This window comes from Streptomyces sp. NPDC058812 (assembly GCF_042744565.1).
GTDB classification, from domain to species: Bacteria; Actinomycetota; Actinomycetes; order Streptomycetales; family Streptomycetaceae; genus Streptomyces; species Streptomyces thinghirensis.
This window is the reverse complement of sequence record NZ_JBHYOB010000008.1, coordinates 277,736-292,066: the sequence shown is the minus strand read 5'-3', so window position 1 is coordinate 292,066 and position 14,331 is coordinate 277,736. Positions and strand designations below refer to the sequence as shown.

At 71.6% G+C, this 14,331-nt stretch carries 14 protein-coding genes; 13 read left to right on the top strand and 1 reads right to left on the bottom strand.

The features are described from left to right. Position 1: 1 nt before the first annotated feature. From ACFW48_RS19305 to ACFW48_RS19255, 11 genes are all read left to right on the top strand, one after another. Positions 2 to 943 (top strand): ABC transporter permease, encoded by a 942-nt coding sequence (locus ACFW48_RS19305; protein ID WP_386316124.1) that lies wholly within the window; start codon positions 2 to 4, stop codon positions 941 to 943. Then, complete coding sequence (locus ACFW48_RS19300) at positions 940 to 2,904, top strand: dipeptide/oligopeptide/nickel ABC transporter permease/ATP-binding protein (protein ID WP_386316123.1); 1,965 nt, start codon at positions 940 to 942, stop codon at positions 2,902 to 2,904. The genes ACFW48_RS19305 and ACFW48_RS19300 overlap by 4 nt, the downstream gene beginning before the upstream one ends. Continuing rightward, on the top strand, positions 2,901 to 3,824 hold the full coding sequence (locus ACFW48_RS19295) for an ATP-binding cassette domain-containing protein (protein ID WP_386316121.1): 924 nt from the start codon (positions 2,901 to 2,903) through the stop codon (positions 3,822 to 3,824). Before ACFW48_RS19300 ends, ACFW48_RS19295 begins: the two co-directional genes overlap by 4 nt. Before the next feature lie 96 nt (positions 3,825 to 3,920). Next, the gene (locus ACFW48_RS19290) at positions 3,921 to 4,832 is read left to right on the top strand and encodes a LysR family transcriptional regulator (protein WP_386316119.1); all 912 of its coding nucleotides are present in this window, start codon (positions 3,921 to 3,923) and stop codon (positions 4,830 to 4,832) included. Between the two features lie 172 nt (positions 4,833 to 5,004). Next, complete coding sequence (locus ACFW48_RS19285; protein ID WP_386316117.1) at positions 5,005 to 5,922, top strand: VOC family protein; 918 nt, start codon at positions 5,005 to 5,007, stop codon at positions 5,920 to 5,922. Positions 5,923 to 5,945: 23 nt separating this feature from the next. Continuing rightward, positions 5,946 to 7,394, top strand: coding sequence for an NAD-dependent succinate-semialdehyde dehydrogenase (locus ACFW48_RS19280; protein WP_386316115.1), 1,449 nt, complete (start codon positions 5,946 to 5,948; stop codon positions 7,392 to 7,394). Then, positions 7,391 to 8,173 (top strand): fumarylacetoacetate hydrolase family protein, encoded by a 783-nt coding sequence (locus ACFW48_RS19275; RefSeq protein ID WP_386316113.1) that lies wholly within the window; start codon positions 7,391 to 7,393, stop codon positions 8,171 to 8,173. Before ACFW48_RS19280 ends, ACFW48_RS19275 begins: the two co-directional genes overlap by 4 nt. Beyond that, complete coding sequence (locus tag ACFW48_RS19270) at positions 8,170 to 8,541, top strand: VOC family protein (protein ID WP_386316111.1); 372 nt, start codon at positions 8,170 to 8,172, stop codon at positions 8,539 to 8,541. The genes ACFW48_RS19275 and ACFW48_RS19270 overlap by 4 nt, the downstream gene beginning before the upstream one ends. A 25-nt stretch (positions 8,542 to 8,566) precedes the next feature. Then, positions 8,567 to 9,352, top strand: a complete 786-nt coding sequence (locus tag ACFW48_RS19265; protein WP_386316110.1) for an alpha/beta fold hydrolase — start codon at positions 8,567 to 8,569, stop codon at positions 9,350 to 9,352. Then, positions 9,349 to 9,831 carry a heme-binding protein gene (locus ACFW48_RS19260; protein WP_386316108.1) on the top strand — a complete coding sequence of 161 codons (483 nt, stop codon included), beginning with the start codon at positions 9,349 to 9,351 and terminating at the stop codon, positions 9,829 to 9,831. Before ACFW48_RS19265 ends, ACFW48_RS19260 begins: the two co-directional genes overlap by 4 nt. 2 nt (positions 9,832 to 9,833) lie before the next feature. Beyond that, positions 9,834 to 10,838 carry a methionine synthase II (cobalamin-independent)-like protein gene (locus ACFW48_RS19255; RefSeq protein ID WP_386316106.1) on the top strand — a complete coding sequence of 335 codons (1,005 nt, stop codon included), beginning with the start codon at positions 9,834 to 9,836 and terminating at the stop codon, positions 10,836 to 10,838. Between the two features lie 199 nt (positions 10,839 to 11,037). Here ACFW48_RS19255 and ACFW48_RS19250 read toward each other — a convergent pair whose 3' ends face one another. Next, positions 11,038 to 11,325 (bottom strand): putative quinol monooxygenase, encoded by a 288-nt coding sequence (locus tag ACFW48_RS19250; protein ID WP_386316104.1) that lies wholly within the window; start codon positions 11,323 to 11,325, stop codon positions 11,038 to 11,040. Positions 11,326 to 11,548: 223 nt separating this feature from the next. On the opposite strand from ACFW48_RS19250, the gene ACFW48_RS19245 reads away from it, so the two are divergent. Then, the gene (locus tag ACFW48_RS19245) at positions 11,549 to 12,997 is read left to right on the top strand and encodes an aldehyde dehydrogenase family protein (RefSeq protein WP_386316102.1); all 1,449 of its coding nucleotides are present in this window, start codon (positions 11,549 to 11,551) and stop codon (positions 12,995 to 12,997) included. 44 nt (positions 12,998 to 13,041) lie between these two features. After that, complete coding sequence (lhgO, locus tag ACFW48_RS19240) at positions 13,042 to 14,241, top strand: L-2-hydroxyglutarate oxidase (RefSeq protein WP_386316100.1); 1,200 nt, start codon at positions 13,042 to 13,044, stop codon at positions 14,239 to 14,241. Positions 14,242 to 14,331 lie beyond the last annotated feature (90 nt).

Here is a 14,331-nt window from a genome sequence, read left to right as displayed (position 1 = left end):
GATGGGCAAACTCATCGCCTACCGCCTGGTCCTGGCCCTGCCGCAACTGGCCACCGTGTCCCTGCTCGTGTTCCTGCTGACGTACCTGGTGCCGGGCAGCCCGGCCGCGGCCGTCCTCGGGGTCGGGGCCACACCGGAACGCCTGGCCGAGGTCGAGGCCGACCTCGGCCTGGACGCGCCCTTCCTCCAGCGCCTCGGCGACTGGTTCGCCGGCGCGCTCGGCGGTGACCTCGGCACCTCCTACACCAACAGCCTGCCCGTGACCGACCTCGTCGCCGAACGACTGCCCGCCACGCTCTCCCTGGTCGGCGGAGGCCTCCTGTTCGCGGCCGTCTTCGGGCTCGTCCTCGGCGTGCTCGCCGCACTGCGGCCCGGCCCCGTGGACCGGCTCGTCAACGGCGTGACGTCACTCGGGCTCGCCATCCCGGAGTTCTGGTTCGGTCTCGTCCTCTCCCTGGTGTTCGCCGTGCAGCTCGGCTGGGTCCCCGTGGTGGCCTACACCCCGTTCGCCGAGGACCCCGCCGCCTGGTTCACCGGCATGATCCTGCCGTCCGTCGCGCTCGGCGCCCCGGCCGCGGCCATCGTCGCCCGCCAGACCCGCAGTGCCATGGCCAAGTGCCTGACCGCCCCCTACATCGACAGCCTCACCGCGGTCGGCGTGCCCCGTGGCCGCATCGTGCTGCGCTACGCCCTGAAGAACGCCATGATCCCCGTGCTCGCCTCAACCGGGCTCACCCTGCGCATCCTGATCGGCGCGAGCTTCGTCGTGGAGACGGTCTTCGCCATCCCCGGCATGGGCCAGCTCCTGCTGCACAGCGTCATCGGCAAGGACTTCCCCGTCGTACAGGGCGGCGTCCTCGTCGTCGCCGTCCTGGTCATCGGCGTCAATCTCGTTCTTGACGTGGGCTACGGCCTGCTCGACCCGAAGGTTCGCCCGCAATGACCGTGACCGAAGCAACGACACAGAAAGCCGGCCGGACGGGCCCCGGCACACCGCGCAAACAGGGCGGCGGTGGCCTGCTGAGCCGCCTGCGGCGGCAGCCGGCGACCCTGGCCGGCGTCTCAGTCCTGCTCCTGATCGTCCTCATCGCCGCGGCCGCGCCCCTGCTCGCACCCCACGACCCGACCGCGCACAACTACGACGCGGTCCTCCAGGGGCCGGGCGCGGAACACTGGCTCGGCACCGACGACCTCGGCCGGGACACCCTCAGCCGCCTCCTGTACGGCGCCCGGATCGCCCTGCTGGTCTCGGTCGGCTCGGTGGGCGTGGCCCTGCTCATCGGGGTGCCCATCGGCCTGCTCCTCGGCTACCGGGGCGGCTGGACCGACCGGCTCGGCTCCCGGCTCCTCGACGTCTCGGACGCGCTGCCCGGCATCATGGTCGGGTTCACCGTCATCGCCGTCATGGGCCGCGGCCTGGTGCCGCTCATGCTGGCGGTCGGCCTGATCTTCTGCATGAGCTTCGCCCGGCTGACCCGCGCGGTGACCCTCGCCGAGCGGGAACGCCAGTACGTGGAGTCCGCGCAGGTCGCCGGCCTGCGCACCTCGGAGATCCTCTTCCGGCAGGTGCTGCCCAACCTCACCGGCCCACTGGCCGTGCAGGCGGCCGGCTTCCTCGGGCACGCGGTGGTCATCGAGTCCGTCCTCAGCTTCCTCGGCCTCGGCCTCGAGTCCGACACCGCCTCGTGGGGAGCGATGCTCTCCCTGGCCGCGGAGCAGCAGGCCGAACAGCCCTTCCTGCCCTTCCCGCCCGGTGTCGCCCTCGTCGTGACCGTGCTCGCCTTCAACGTGATCAGCGACGGCATCAACGACGCGCTCGTGGGCGGCGGCCGCGCGTCGGTGCGGCGCCGTTTCCGCGGAGCCGTCAAGGCCGTGACCCCGGAGACCCCGGCGTCCGGGAAGGGCGCGGCCGACACGGACGACGATGCCGTACTCGCCATCCACGACGTCACCGTCACCCTCGACGGGCCGGACGGCCCCGTGCCCCTGGTCCACGACGCGTCCCTCACGCTGCGCCGCCGCGAAGTCCTCGGGCTGCTCGGCGAGTCGGGATCCGGCAAGTCGATCCTCGCCCGCTCCGCACTGGGCCTGCTGCCCCGCGGCGTCCACCTGACCGAGGGCTCCGTCCGCCTCGGCGGCGTGGAGATCGCCGGGCTCGGCGAAAAGGAATTGCGTGCCCACCGCGGCTCCGGCATCTCCGTCGTCCTCCAGGACCCCATGACCGCCCTGTCCCCGGTCCACACGGTGGGCCGGCAGCTGTGCGAGCCGCTGCGCCTGCACTTCGGCATGACGAAGGCGAAGGCCCGCGAGCGCGCCGTCGAACTCCTCACCCGGGTCGGCGTACGGGACGCCGAACGGCGGCTCGACGACTACCCGCACCAGTTCTCCGGCGGCATGGCACAACGCGTCGCCATCGCCATGGCCCTCGCGGCCGGCCCCGACGTCCTCATCGCCGACGAGGCCACCAGCGCGCTCGACGTCACGACGCAGAGCCAGGTCCTCGACCTGCTCCTCGAACTCCGCGACGAGTTCGACATGTCCATCGTCCTGATCACCCACGACCTGGGGGTGGTCGCCGAGACCTGCGACCGCGTGGCCGTCATGTACGCCGGCCAGGTCGTGGAGGTCGGCGAGGTATCCGACCTGCTCCACCGGCCCCGCCATCCGTACACCGCGGCGCTCATGGCCTCCAGCCCTTCGGGCGAGGTCCCCGAGGGACGCCCGGGGCGCCTGCCCACCATCCCCGGGCACGTCCCGCCGGCCGGGTCCTGGCCCGTGGGCTGCCACTTCGCCGACCGCTGCTCCTACGCCGAGGACGGCTGCCGGCAGCGACCCGTGTCCTTGGAGGAAGACGTGCGCTGTGCCCGTGCCGAGGACCTCGTCCTGGAGGTGTCCAAGCCGTGACGACCGCGTCCCCCGCCCCGACCGCCACCCCGGCGGCGGACGGCGGCCCCCTGCTGGAAGTCCGCGACCTCTGTGTCAGCTACCGCACGGGCCGCGCCGCATCCTGGCGCAAGACGGCCACCAACGTGGTCGACCACGTCAGCTTCGACATCCGGCCCGGCGAGACCCTCGGTCTCGTCGGCGAGTCCGGTTCCGGCAAGTCGACCATCGGCCGCGCCATCCTGCGCCTCGTCGACCCCGCCGCCGGCACCATCACCTTCGAGGGCCGTGAGGTCACCGCCTTCGGCCGGACCACCCCCCTGTCGTACCGGCGCGACGTGCAGGCCGTCTTCCAGGACCCCGCGTCCTCGCTCAACCCCCGTCACACGGTGGGCGAGGCCGTCACCGGCCCGCTGCGCCGCCACGGCAGGGGCGACCGCGGCGAACGCGAGGACGCCGCCGCCGAGGCGTTCCGCATGGTCGGCCTCGACCCGGCCCTGCGCGCCCGCTACCCCATGGAACTCTCCGGCGGCCAGCGCCAGCGCGTGGCCATCGCCCGCGCGATCGCCCTCAGACCGCGCCTGGTGGTGTGCGACGAGGCGGTCAGTGCGCTGGACGTCTCCACCCAGAGCCAGATCGTCAACCTCCTGGCCGACCTTCAGGAGGCCACCGGGATCAGCTTCCTGTTCATCACCCACGACCTGCGGCTGGTGCGCCACATCGCACAACGCGTCGCCGTCCTCCAGTCCGGCCGGCTCGTCGAGTTCGAAGAGACGGAGCAGCTCTTCCGCTCCACCCGCCAGCCGTACACCCGCAGGCTGCTCGCGGCGATCCCCGCCACCGACCCGGAGGGCCGGGAACGCCGTCGCGCCCGTCGCGCCGCGCACCGGAGTGCCCCGCCCCCGGGGAAACCGCGAGGTCAGAACCCTTTACAAAGTTGAACGATCACTTAATCTGAAGCCCCCACCAAGAGTCCGACCCGTTCCGGGGGCCTGTCCTGGCCCGGAGCGGGCCGCCGTCACGGCCCGGGAGGAACCTTGGACCGCCTTCTCCTCATGCACAGCTTCGTCACCGTCGCCCAGGTGGGCAGTTTCAGCGGCGCGGCCAAGAAACTGGGCTCATCGGGCTCCCTGGTCTCCCGGCACGTGGCCGAACTGGAACGGCAGATCGGCGTACGCCTCGTCAACCGCACGGCCCGCTCGGTGAGCCTGACCGAGCCGGGCCGGCGCTACGCCACGTTCGCCGCCCGCATCCTGGACGAGATCGAGGCCGAGGACACAGGCATCGCTCAACTCCACGACCGCGCCGAAGGCACCCTCAGCGTCATCTGTCCCAAATGGATCGGCAGCCTCGACCTCGGCGACGCCATCGCCGCGTTCTCCGCCGCCCATCCCAGGATTCACATCCGCTTCGAACTGGGCGGAATGTCGGACCGCACCTATGACTTCCTGGACAGCGGATTCGACGTCGCCTTCCACACCAGGGACCTACGGGATTCCAGCGTCCGTCTCAAGAAGATCTCCTCGCTGCCTTTCGTCCTGTGCGCGTCCGGGCAGTACATCGAGCGGCGTGGCGCCCTGGCCCACCCCAACGACCTCGCCCACCACGACTGCCTCGTACACGTCAACGATCCCGTCTGGCGGCTCGGCCACGGCCACGCCAGCACCCTGCACAAGATCCGCAACATCGCGTTCTCGTCGAACTCCTACATCGCCCTCCAGAAGGCCGCCGTGCACGGCCGCGGCATCGCCCTGCTGCCCCAGCGCCCGGTCCACGACGACATCGCCGCCGGCGCCCTGAAGGTACTGCTGCCGGAACTGGCGGTGCCCGACCGCCCGCTCTACGCGATCTACGGCCCCGGCCAGGACACCCCGCGCAAGGTGAGCGTCTTCCTGGACTTCCTCGCCGAGTGGTTCTCCCAGAACCCGATTCCCGCCATCCGGCCCTGAGTTCCGCGCCCTGCGCCCTGTGTCCTGAGTTCTGCCTCCTGCCTCCCGCCTCCTGCGTCCGAGCCCTGGTCCCGCGGCGCAAGAAAGGGTTGCGCACTCGACGTCCCTCGGGCCATTGAGGCCCCGCGCCCGCAAACCTACGCTCACCAGGCGAGACGGAAACGAGGAAGCCATGGGAATCCAGAGAATCGAGTCGGTCACCTACAGCATCGACGACCTCGGCGAATGCGTCCGGTTCTTCGAGGACTTCGGCCTCTTCCTGGTGGAGCGTACCGACGAACACGCGATGTTCGAGACGCTCACCGGGCAGACCCTCCACCTGGACACCGACCCGAGCCCCCTGCTGCCGCCCCCGGTGGAGGACGGGCCCACCCTGCGTGAGGTCGTCTGGGGCGTCGACACCCAGGAGGAACTGGACCGCCTGGTTGCCGCCGTCGCCCGCGACCACCCGGTCCGCGCGAGCGCCGACGGTGTCCACCACACCGTCGACCTCAGCGGCTTCGGCGTGGGTCTCACCCTCGCCCGGCCCAGGAAGGTCACCGTCGACCCGCGCCGCGCCAACACCCTCGGCAGCGTCAACCGCTGGAACGAGGCGCTCGATCCGCTGACCCGCGCCTTCCCGCTGCGCATGTGCCACGTCGCCCTCAACATCGCCAAAGCGGGCAAGGACGAGGCCGTCGCCTTCTACACCGGCCTCCTCGGCTTCCGCCCCACCGACGTCGTCGAGCCCATGGGCGTCTTCATGCGGGCCCCCGGCGACGACGACCAGCACACGCTGCTGCTCTGCCACCGCCCCGACCGCGTCTCCATGAACCACATCGCCTACGAGGTCCCCGGCTTCGACGATGTCATCGAGGGCGGCAACCACATGATCGAACGGGGCTGGCGCGAGGCCCGCAAGCTGGGCCGGCACACCGTCGGCTCCAACGTCTTCCGCTTCCTGCACGCCCCCTGCGGCGGACGCGTGGAATACGCCGCCGACATGGACCGGGTCGACGACGACTACGAGACCCGCGTGCACCAGGAGACCCCGCCGCACCACATCTGGGCCCTGCGCACCAACCGCGACCAGGACGCCCCCGCCTCCTGAACCCCTTGAGAGGGCACCCACCCATGACCACCGACCACGGCTACCCCGCCGTCCGCATGTACATCGCGGGCGAGTGGTGCCAGGGCGGCACCGGACGTACCGCCCCGATCGTCGACCCGGCCACCGAAGAGGTGATCGGAGAAGTCCCCCTGGCCACCACGGCCGACCTGGACCGTGCGCTCGACGCGGCCGCCGCAGGCTTCAGGACGTGGCGCGCGACGCCGGTCACCGAGCGCACCCGCGTCCTGCACGCCGCCGCCGACCTGATCAGCGAGCGCGCCGCCGAGATCGGCCGGATCTCCACCCAGGAACAGGGCAAGCCGCTGCGCGAGTCCACCGGCGAGGCGCGCCGTACCGCCGGCACCCTGCGCTGGCACGCCGACGACGCCCGCCGCGCGTACGGCCGCATCATCCCCACCGACCCCGGCTCGGTCCTGACCGTACGCCGCGAGCCCATCGGCCCCGTCGCCGCGTTCGTACCGTGGAACTTCCCCGTCGGCGGCCCCAACCGCAAGATCTCCTCCGCGCTCGCCGCGGGCTGCTCCCTCGTCATCAAGGCGTCCGAGGAGACCCCGGCCACCGCCATGAAACTGGTCCGCTGCTACGCCGACGCGGGCCTGCCGCCCGGTGTCCTCAACCTCGTCCTCGGCGAACCCGCCGAGGTGTCCGAGCACCTGATCGACTCGCCGGTGACCCGCCTGGTCGCCTTCACCGGCTCCGTCCCGGTCGGCAAGCTCCTCGCCGCCAGGTCCGGGCAGGTCATGAAGCCCTCCCTGATGGAGCTGGGAGGCCACGCCCCGGTCATCGTCTGCGCCGACGCCGACCCGGTGAAGGCCGCCCGCAAGGCGGCTCGGGCGAAGTGGGCCAACGCCGGACAGGTGTGCACCTCGCCCAGCCGCTTCCTGGTCCACGAGTCGCTCGTGGAGGAATTCACCGCCGAGTTCGTCGAGGCCGCCGAGGCGGTCACCCTCGGCGACGGACTGGACGAGTCCACCGGCATGGGCCCGCTCGCCAACGAACGCCGTCTCAAGGCCATGGAGCGCCTCACCGCCGACGCCGTCTCCCGTGGCGCCAAAGTCCTCGCCGGGGGCGAGCGCCCGGACCGCCCCGGCTACTTCTTCGCGCCGACCGTCCTCACCGACGTACCCGAGGACGCGGAACTGCTGAGCGAGGAGCCGTTCGGCCCCCTCGCCCCGATCGTTCCCTTCAGCGACCTCGACCAGGCGCTCGCGCTCGCGAACAGCCTGCCCTACGGACTGGCCGCCTACGGCTTCACCGACTCCGCCGCCACCGCCGAGAAGCTCATCGCGGAACTGGAGGCCGGCATCCTGTCGGTCAACCACTGCGGCGGCTCCGTCCACGAAGCCCCCTCCGGCGGTGTCAAGGACAGCGGGTACGGCCGGGAGGGCGGGCCCGAGGCGCTGGACGCCTATCTGGTCACCAAGCGCGTCTCCCACCTGCTGGCGCCGTGAGGTACGCGCGCGTCTCGGTCGGCGGGCGGGCGGTCTGGGGCCGCGTGGGGGAGCGGGACATCGAGCTGCTGTCCGGCTCCCCGCTGCACGAGACGGACCCCGACGTACTGGGCACCGTGCCGCGCGAGGGCGCGCACTGGCTGCCGCCCGTCGTCCCGCCCGTCTTCTACGCCGTCGGCATGAACTACCCCCGGCACATCGCCCACGCCGGCGCCGCCACCCCCGAGCGCCCCGAGGTCGGCTACCGCGCGAACAACGCCCTCACCGGCCACCGCACGCCGATCGTCAAACCGGCCGAGGTGACCGGACGCTTCGAGGCCGAGCCCGAACTCGTCGCCGTCCTCGGCCGCACGCTCAGGCACGCCACCCCCGACGAGGCCCGCGAGTCGATATTCGGCTGGACCATCGGCAACGACATCAGCGCCCGCACCTGGCAGCACCAGGACCGCTCCTTCTGGCGCAGCAAGAACAGCGACACCTTCAAACCCATGGGGCCCTGGATCGAGACCGACGTCGACGCCCTCGCGCAGACCACGACCCTCCGCGTCAACGGCGGGACACGCGCCGAGTTCGCCACCGGCGACATGGTGTTCGACCCCTTCGACCACATCGTCGAGATCACCAAGTACATCACCATGCACCCCGGTGACGTGCTGTGGATGGGCGCCGAGTCGACCTGCCGGCTCGAACCCGGTGACACCGTCGAGGTCGAGATCGGCGGCATCGGCGTGCTGTCCAACCCCGTACAACTGGAAGAGGAACGAGGGAATCAGCCATGAGCGCAGCACCCCGCTACATCCACCACGTCAACTTCCCCACCACCGACCCCGACCGCACCGCCGAGTGGTACACCAAGGTCTTCGGCATGAAGCGGATCATGCCCAAGTCCAACACCCGCGTGGTGCTGATGACCCGCGGCAACTTCGACCTGCACTTCACCCCGGTCGAGGAGATGGAGCGCATGGCGCCCTACCACTTCGCCGTCGAGGTCGACGACTGGGACGACTTCCTCGCCCACCTGGGGGAGCTGGGCATCCGGCACACCCGGCCCATCGAGCGCCCCGAGAACCAGTCCAAGTTCTGCTACATCCACGACCCCGACCACACCATGATCGAGCTGGTCTGGCACGGCAAGCGCCCCAACTGACCAGGACCGCTGAGGAGTCACGTCCATGCCCTACGCCGATTCCGACGGCACCTCCCTCTACTACGAGCGCCACGGCAGCGGCCCGGCGATCCTGTTCGTGCACGGCAGCGGCGGCCACCACGCCGCCTGGTGGCAGCAGGTCGCGGCCCTGCGCGACGAGTTCACCGTCGTCACCGTCGACCTGCGCGGCTTCGGCAAGTCCGACAGTTCCATGCCGGAGTTCGACGGCCAGGACTTCCCCGGCGACGTCGTCGCGGTCCTGGAGGCCGAGGACCTCACCGACGTCATGGTGGTCGGCCAGTCCATCGGCTCCGTCGCCGCGCTCCGCGCCGGCCTGCTGCGTCCCGACCGGGTCTCCTCCGTCGTCCTCGGCCACTCCCTCGGCGGCATCAGCCACCCCGAGCTGAGGGAACTGGCCGCCGCCGACCGCGCCGAGGCCGTCAAGCTGCCGGTCATCGACCGTCTGCTGACCAAGCCGTTCCAGCGCGAGCGTGCCGACCTCACCTTCCTGTTCCAGCAGATGGGCACGTTCAACGTGGCCAGGATGCAGGACCTGCGCAACCTCGACACCGACGGCCCGACCCTGGACGAGATCCAGAACTCCGGCGTCAAGGTCGCCTTCCTGGCCGGCGAGAAGGACGCGGTGCTCGGCGTCAAGACCGTCACCCGCGCCCACGAACTGCTGCCGGGCTCACACCTGGAGATCGTCGCGGGCGCCCCGCACTCCATGTACTGGGAGACGCCCGAGCCGTACAACGCGGCCATAGCCCGGCTGCGCCGCACCCTCACTGCCCCGAAGGAAGCCGCATGAGCAACATCAGCCTCGACGCCGCCGAGGAGATCATCGAGGCCGCGCACAAGCGCGCCCAGGCCATCGGCAAGGCGGTGAGCGTCGCCGTCGTCGACGCCGGCGGCTTCGTCGTCGCCGTCCGCCGCCCCGACGGCGCCCGCCCGCTCACCCCCGACATCGCCCGCGCCAAGGCGTACACCGCCGCCGTGATGCAGCGCCCCGGCAGGATGCTGAAGAAGTGGCAGGAGAGCCAGCCGGTCTTCTTCTCCCAGCTCTCCCAGCTGCCCGGCGCCGCCATGCCCATCATGGCCACCGACGGCAGCGTCACCATCAAGAGGGACGGCGAGATCATCGGCGGCCTCGGCATCGCCGGCGGCACCGCCGACGAGGACCAGGTCATCGCCGACGAGGTTCTCGAATCCCTCGGCTACGAGCTGGAGTTCGCCGCCTGGGGCGTCGCGGGCAAGCCCGCCGGTTCCGACTCCCCGAAGGAGAGCTGACCATGGCGGACACGTTCAACTACCGCATCGACCACCACGGCAGCCTGGTCCGCCCGGCCGGCCTGGTGCCCGGCGACCCGGAGTCCGTGGCGGCCGCGGTCCGCGAGGCCGTCGTCTACCAGCGGGGGCTGCGCTCCACCGTGGTCACCGACGGCGACTTCCCCCGCGAGGACTTCCGCGGCGCCGTCCTCGACGCCGTCACCGGATTCCGCCGTACCGACGAGACGGGTCCCGACGGCCTGGTCCGCTGGGTCGCCGAGTCCCTGCCGAAGGCCGACGGCCCGCTGCTCGCCGACTGGGCCGGCCGGCTCGCCGAGCAGACGGTGATCGCCCCGAAGGCGTCCCTGCCCTCCCCGGCGTACCTCGCGGCCACCACGTACCGGCCGGGCCTCGGCGTCTCCTCCGCCCATGAACTGGGAGAGGCCCTCGCGGAGATCATCCAGGCGGAAATCGCCCTGCTGGTCGCCAAGGGCGTCCGCCTGATCCAGCTCAACAACCCGCTCCTGCTCGGCCAGGTCGGCACCGAACCGGCCCCCGGCGGCGCCCTGTCCTTCGAGGACGCCCTCGCCGTCGACGCGGCGGCGGTACGCCTGGTGGAGCGTCCCGAGGGCGTGCGCGTCGGCGTGGCCCCGGGCTGGGCGGCTCCGGCCGCCGTCGACCGGGCCCGCGCCGAGCGGATGTACGCCGCGGTCCCGGCCGACCGCTGGGTGCTCCCGTTCGACCAGGGCACCGTCGCCGAGACCGACCTCGTGCGGGCGCTGCCCGAGGAGCGGGACTTCTGCCTGGGCGTGGTCGACGCGACCCGGCCGGAGCTGGAGGACATCGACACGGTGATGTCCCGCATCGACCCGCTGGAGGCGTTCGCCGACCTGGAGGACGCTGCCGTCGCACCGTCCCGGGGCTTCGCGGACGTCGCGGCCCGGCCGCTGCTCGACGCCGAGGACCAGCGCCGGAAGATGGTGCTCGTCGAGACGATCGCCCGGTACTGCTGGGGCAACGAGTTCTGATCGGAGGCGGCGGGGGCCCGGTCCGTTCCTCGGAGTCCGTCCGGGGGCCCTGCCCCTCGCCGCCTTCCACCCCCGACAGGACGATCGCACGGTCGGTGCACTCGTCGAACGGCCGGCGGTGTCGACCACGCGGGGGTCGGCAACCGCCGGACTGCGGCCGGCTCGACGGGCGTCGGAACCCGCGCGCGGTCTCCTCCCGTCAGAGCACCTCGGCGAAGGTGACCGACCGGTCCGTCAGCAGCGGCCACACGGTCTCGACGATCTGCTCCGTGAAGTGCGGGGCCGCCTTGTGCGCCTCGAAGCCGGCGGCGTCCTCGTAGCGCTCGTACAGCAGGAAGCCGCCGGGTTCGTCCGCCACCGCGTGCACGTCGTACGCCAGGTTCGCCGGTTCGGCGCGGGTCGCCTCCCGCGCCGACAGCAGGGCGGCTCGCACCACGTCCGCGTCGGCGGGCGAGCAGCGGTAGTGGGCGACGACTGCGTAGGCCATGGTGTGTCTCTCCTCGGCTTCTCACGACTGACGGGCGTACCGTCCGGCCAGCAGATTCCAGCACGGATCAACTCCCCGCCGACCTGCGCGCGATGCAAGCAATGCCTGCCGCCGCGGAACTGGTGGAGGGTCCCGACATGGTGTGTTGTCGCTTCCGGCCCCGCACGGCCGACCCGTTGGGACCGCGGTCACCGACACCGCGGTCGACGAAGGAAGTGATCTGATGCGCAACCTGGAAACCCTCCTGGGCGGAGAGTGGGTGACGACCGGCGAGTGGATCGACGTCCACGACCCGGCCGACGTCCGTACCCCCGTGGCCCGTGTTCCGGCACTGTCCGCGAAGGACGTCACCCGGGCCTACGACCACGCCGAGCGGGGTTTCGCCGTCTGGAAGCGCACCAGCCCCTTCGAGCGGGCCCGTGTCCTGACCGACGCCGCCCGGCTGCTCCGCGAACGGCTCGACGAGATCGCCGCCGACGTCACCGCCGAGAACGGCAAGACCCTCGCGGAGGCCCGCGGCGAGGCCGGCAAGGCCGCCGACTTCCTGGACTACTACGCCGGCCTCGCCCGGCAGGGCTACGGCACCCTCCTGCACGACGCCCGCCCGGACACCCGTACGCACACCCAGCGCGAGCCCATCGGCGTGATCCTGGTGATCAGCCCCTGGAACGACCCGCTGATCACCCCGGCCCGCAAGCTCGCCCCGCTGCTCGCCGCCGGCAACGCGGCCGTCTTCAAGCCGGCCACCGACACCCCCGTGTCGGGGCTGCACTTCGCGCGCGCCCTGCACGACGCGGGCCTGCCGGCCGGTGTGCTGAACGTCGTCACCGGACGCACCCGCGAGATCGAGGAGGTGCTCCTCGACGACCCGCGGATCGCGGGCATCACCTTCACCGGCTCCAACGAGGTCGGCAACTCCATCCGCCGCCGCCTCGTCGACCGCAACGTCCGCTTCCAGGGCGAACTGGGCGGCAAGAACGCCTCCGTCGTCCTCGAGGACGCCGACCTCGCCGCCGCCGCGAAGACCGTCGTCGCCGGCTCCTTCGGCCAGGCCGGACAGCGCTGCACCGCCACCAGCCGGGTCGTCGTCGAGCGGCCGGTGTACGAGGAGTTCACGCGACTGCTGGTCGCGGAGGTCGAGAAGCTCACCGTGGGGCCCGGCAACGACCCGGCGACCACCATGTGCCCCCTCTCCGGCCCCAAGCAGCGCGACAGCGTCCTCGCCGACCTGGCCAGGGCGGTCGAGGAGGGGGCGCGGGTCCTCACCGGCGGCGGCGCCGACACCGAGGGCGAGCGCGCGCACGGCTGCTACGTCCGGCCGACCGTGCTCGGCGACGTCACCCCCGAGATGGCCGTCTGGCGGGACGAGGTCTTCGGCCCGGTCCTCGCCGTCCGCGCCGTAGACGGCTTCGCGCAGGCCGTGGAGGCGGTCAACGACTCCGTGTACGGGCTGGCCGCGGCCGTCTTCACCCGCGACATCGGCGCCGCCTACCGCTTCGTCGACGAGGCCGAGTGCGGCCAGATCGCGGTCAACCACCCCACTCCCGGCTGGGACGTGCACCTGCCCTTCGGCGGCTTCCACGACTCGGGCACCGGCTACAAGGAGCAGGGCGACGAGGTCCTGCGCTTCTCCACCCGCGTCAAGACGGTCGCCGTCCACTTCGGCGCCTGAGCTCGTCGTGCACGTCACGCACGTCATGAGAAAGGAGGATGCCGATGGCTGACGAGACGATCGGCATCGTCGGCGCGGGCATCGTGGGCCTGGCCCTGGGCCGCGAGATCGCGCTGAGGCGCCCCGGCACCCGGATCGTGGTGTTCGAGAAGGAACGGCAGGTCGCGCTCCACCAGACCGGCCACAACTCGGGCGTCGTGCACGCCGGCATCTACTACACAGCCGGCAGCCTGAAGGCCGACCTGACCGTTCGCGGCGTGGCCCTGCTGCGCGAGTACTGCCAGGATCGCGAGCTGCCCTACCAGGAGATCGGCAAGCTGGTCATGGCGGTCCGCCAGGACGAGCTGGACCGCATGGAGAACCTCTACCGGCGGGCCAAGAACAACCACGTGCCCGACCTGCGCAAGGTCTCGCAGGCCGAGATCAAGGAGGTGGAGCCCCACGCCGGCGGTATCGCCGCCCTGCACTCGCCGCGCACCGCGATCACCGACTACCCGGCGATCGCCCGGGAGTTCGCCAGGGACATCACCGGCTCCGGCGGCGAGGTGAAGCTCGGATTCCCTGTCACCGGCATCACCCACGCCCCCGGCGGCATGGAGGTCGCCTCCGGACAGCGGCGCGAAAGGGTGGACCGGCTGATCCTGTGCGCCGGCCTCCAGTCCGACTCGGTGGCCAGGCTCGCCCAGGACAGGCACGAACCGAGAATCGTCCCCTTCCGGGGCGAGTACATGCTGCTCAAGCCGGACCGCACCCACCTGGTGCGCGGCCTGATCTACCCGGTCCCGGACCCCCGTTACCCCTTTCTCGGCGTGCACTTCACCCCGCGTGTCGACGGCACCGTCGAGGTCGGCCCCAACGCCGTACTGGCCCTGGCCAGGGAGGGCTACACGCTCGCCAGGATCTCCCCGAAGGACCTGCTCGGCCTCGCCGCCTACCCCGGCTCCTGGAAGATGGCGGCCCAGCACTGGCGTACCGGCATCAAGGAGTACCGCGGCTCGCTGTCCACCACGGCCTTCATGCGCGACGCGGGTCTCTACGTCCCAGGAGTCAGCGCCAAGGACGTCGTGCGCGGCCAAGCGGGCGTCCGCGCCCAGGCACTGGACCGGGACGGCACCCTGGTGGACGACTTCCGCATCCACCAGGTCGGCCGGATCACCGCCGTGCGCAACGCGCCCTCGCCGGCCGCCACCGCCTCCATGGCGATCGCCGAGCACATCGCCGACGCCGTCTTCGGCGACGCGTGACGGCGTTCCGCACGTCCTACCGCACGACCTGCCGCGCAAGCTGAGAATGCCCTGCGTACGGCGCGCTTTCGCGCAACAACAGCTTGCATC

Excerpts from the sequence above, each read along its gene's own strand:
- ACFW48_RS19260 (WP_386316108.1), top strand. The coding sequence starts at position 9,349 with ATGAGCAACATCAGCCTCGACGCCGCCGAGGAGATCATCGAGGCCGCG.
- ACFW48_RS19245 (WP_386316102.1), top strand. The coding sequence starts at position 11,549 with ATGCGCAACCTGGAAACCCTCCTGGGCGGAGAGTGGGTGACGACCGGC.
- ACFW48_RS19300 (WP_386316123.1), top strand. The coding sequence starts at position 940 with ATGACCGTGACCGAAGCAACGACACAGAAAGCCGGCCGGACGGGCCCC.
- ACFW48_RS19280 (WP_386316115.1), top strand. The coding sequence starts at position 5,946 with ATGACCACCGACCACGGCTACCCCGCCGTCCGCATGTACATCGCGGGC.
- ACFW48_RS19285 (WP_386316117.1), top strand. The coding sequence starts at position 5,005 with ATGGGAATCCAGAGAATCGAGTCGGTCACCTACAGCATCGACGACCTC.
- ACFW48_RS19305 (WP_386316124.1), top strand. The coding sequence starts at position 2 with ATGGGCAAACTCATCGCCTACCGCCTGGTCCTGGCCCTGCCGCAACTG.
- lhgO (WP_386316100.1), top strand. The coding sequence starts at position 13,042 with ATGGCTGACGAGACGATCGGCATCGTCGGCGCGGGCATCGTGGGCCTG.
- ACFW48_RS19255 (WP_386316106.1), top strand. The coding sequence starts at position 9,834 with ATGGCGGACACGTTCAACTACCGCATCGACCACCACGGCAGCCTGGTC.
- ACFW48_RS19270 (WP_386316111.1), top strand. The coding sequence starts at position 8,170 with ATGAGCGCAGCACCCCGCTACATCCACCACGTCAACTTCCCCACCACC.
- ACFW48_RS19265 (WP_386316110.1), top strand. The coding sequence starts at position 8,567 with ATGCCCTACGCCGATTCCGACGGCACCTCCCTCTACTACGAGCGCCAC.
- ACFW48_RS19250 (WP_386316104.1), bottom strand. The coding sequence starts at position 11,325 with ATGGCCTACGCAGTCGTCGCCCACTACCGCTGCTCGCCCGCCGACGCG.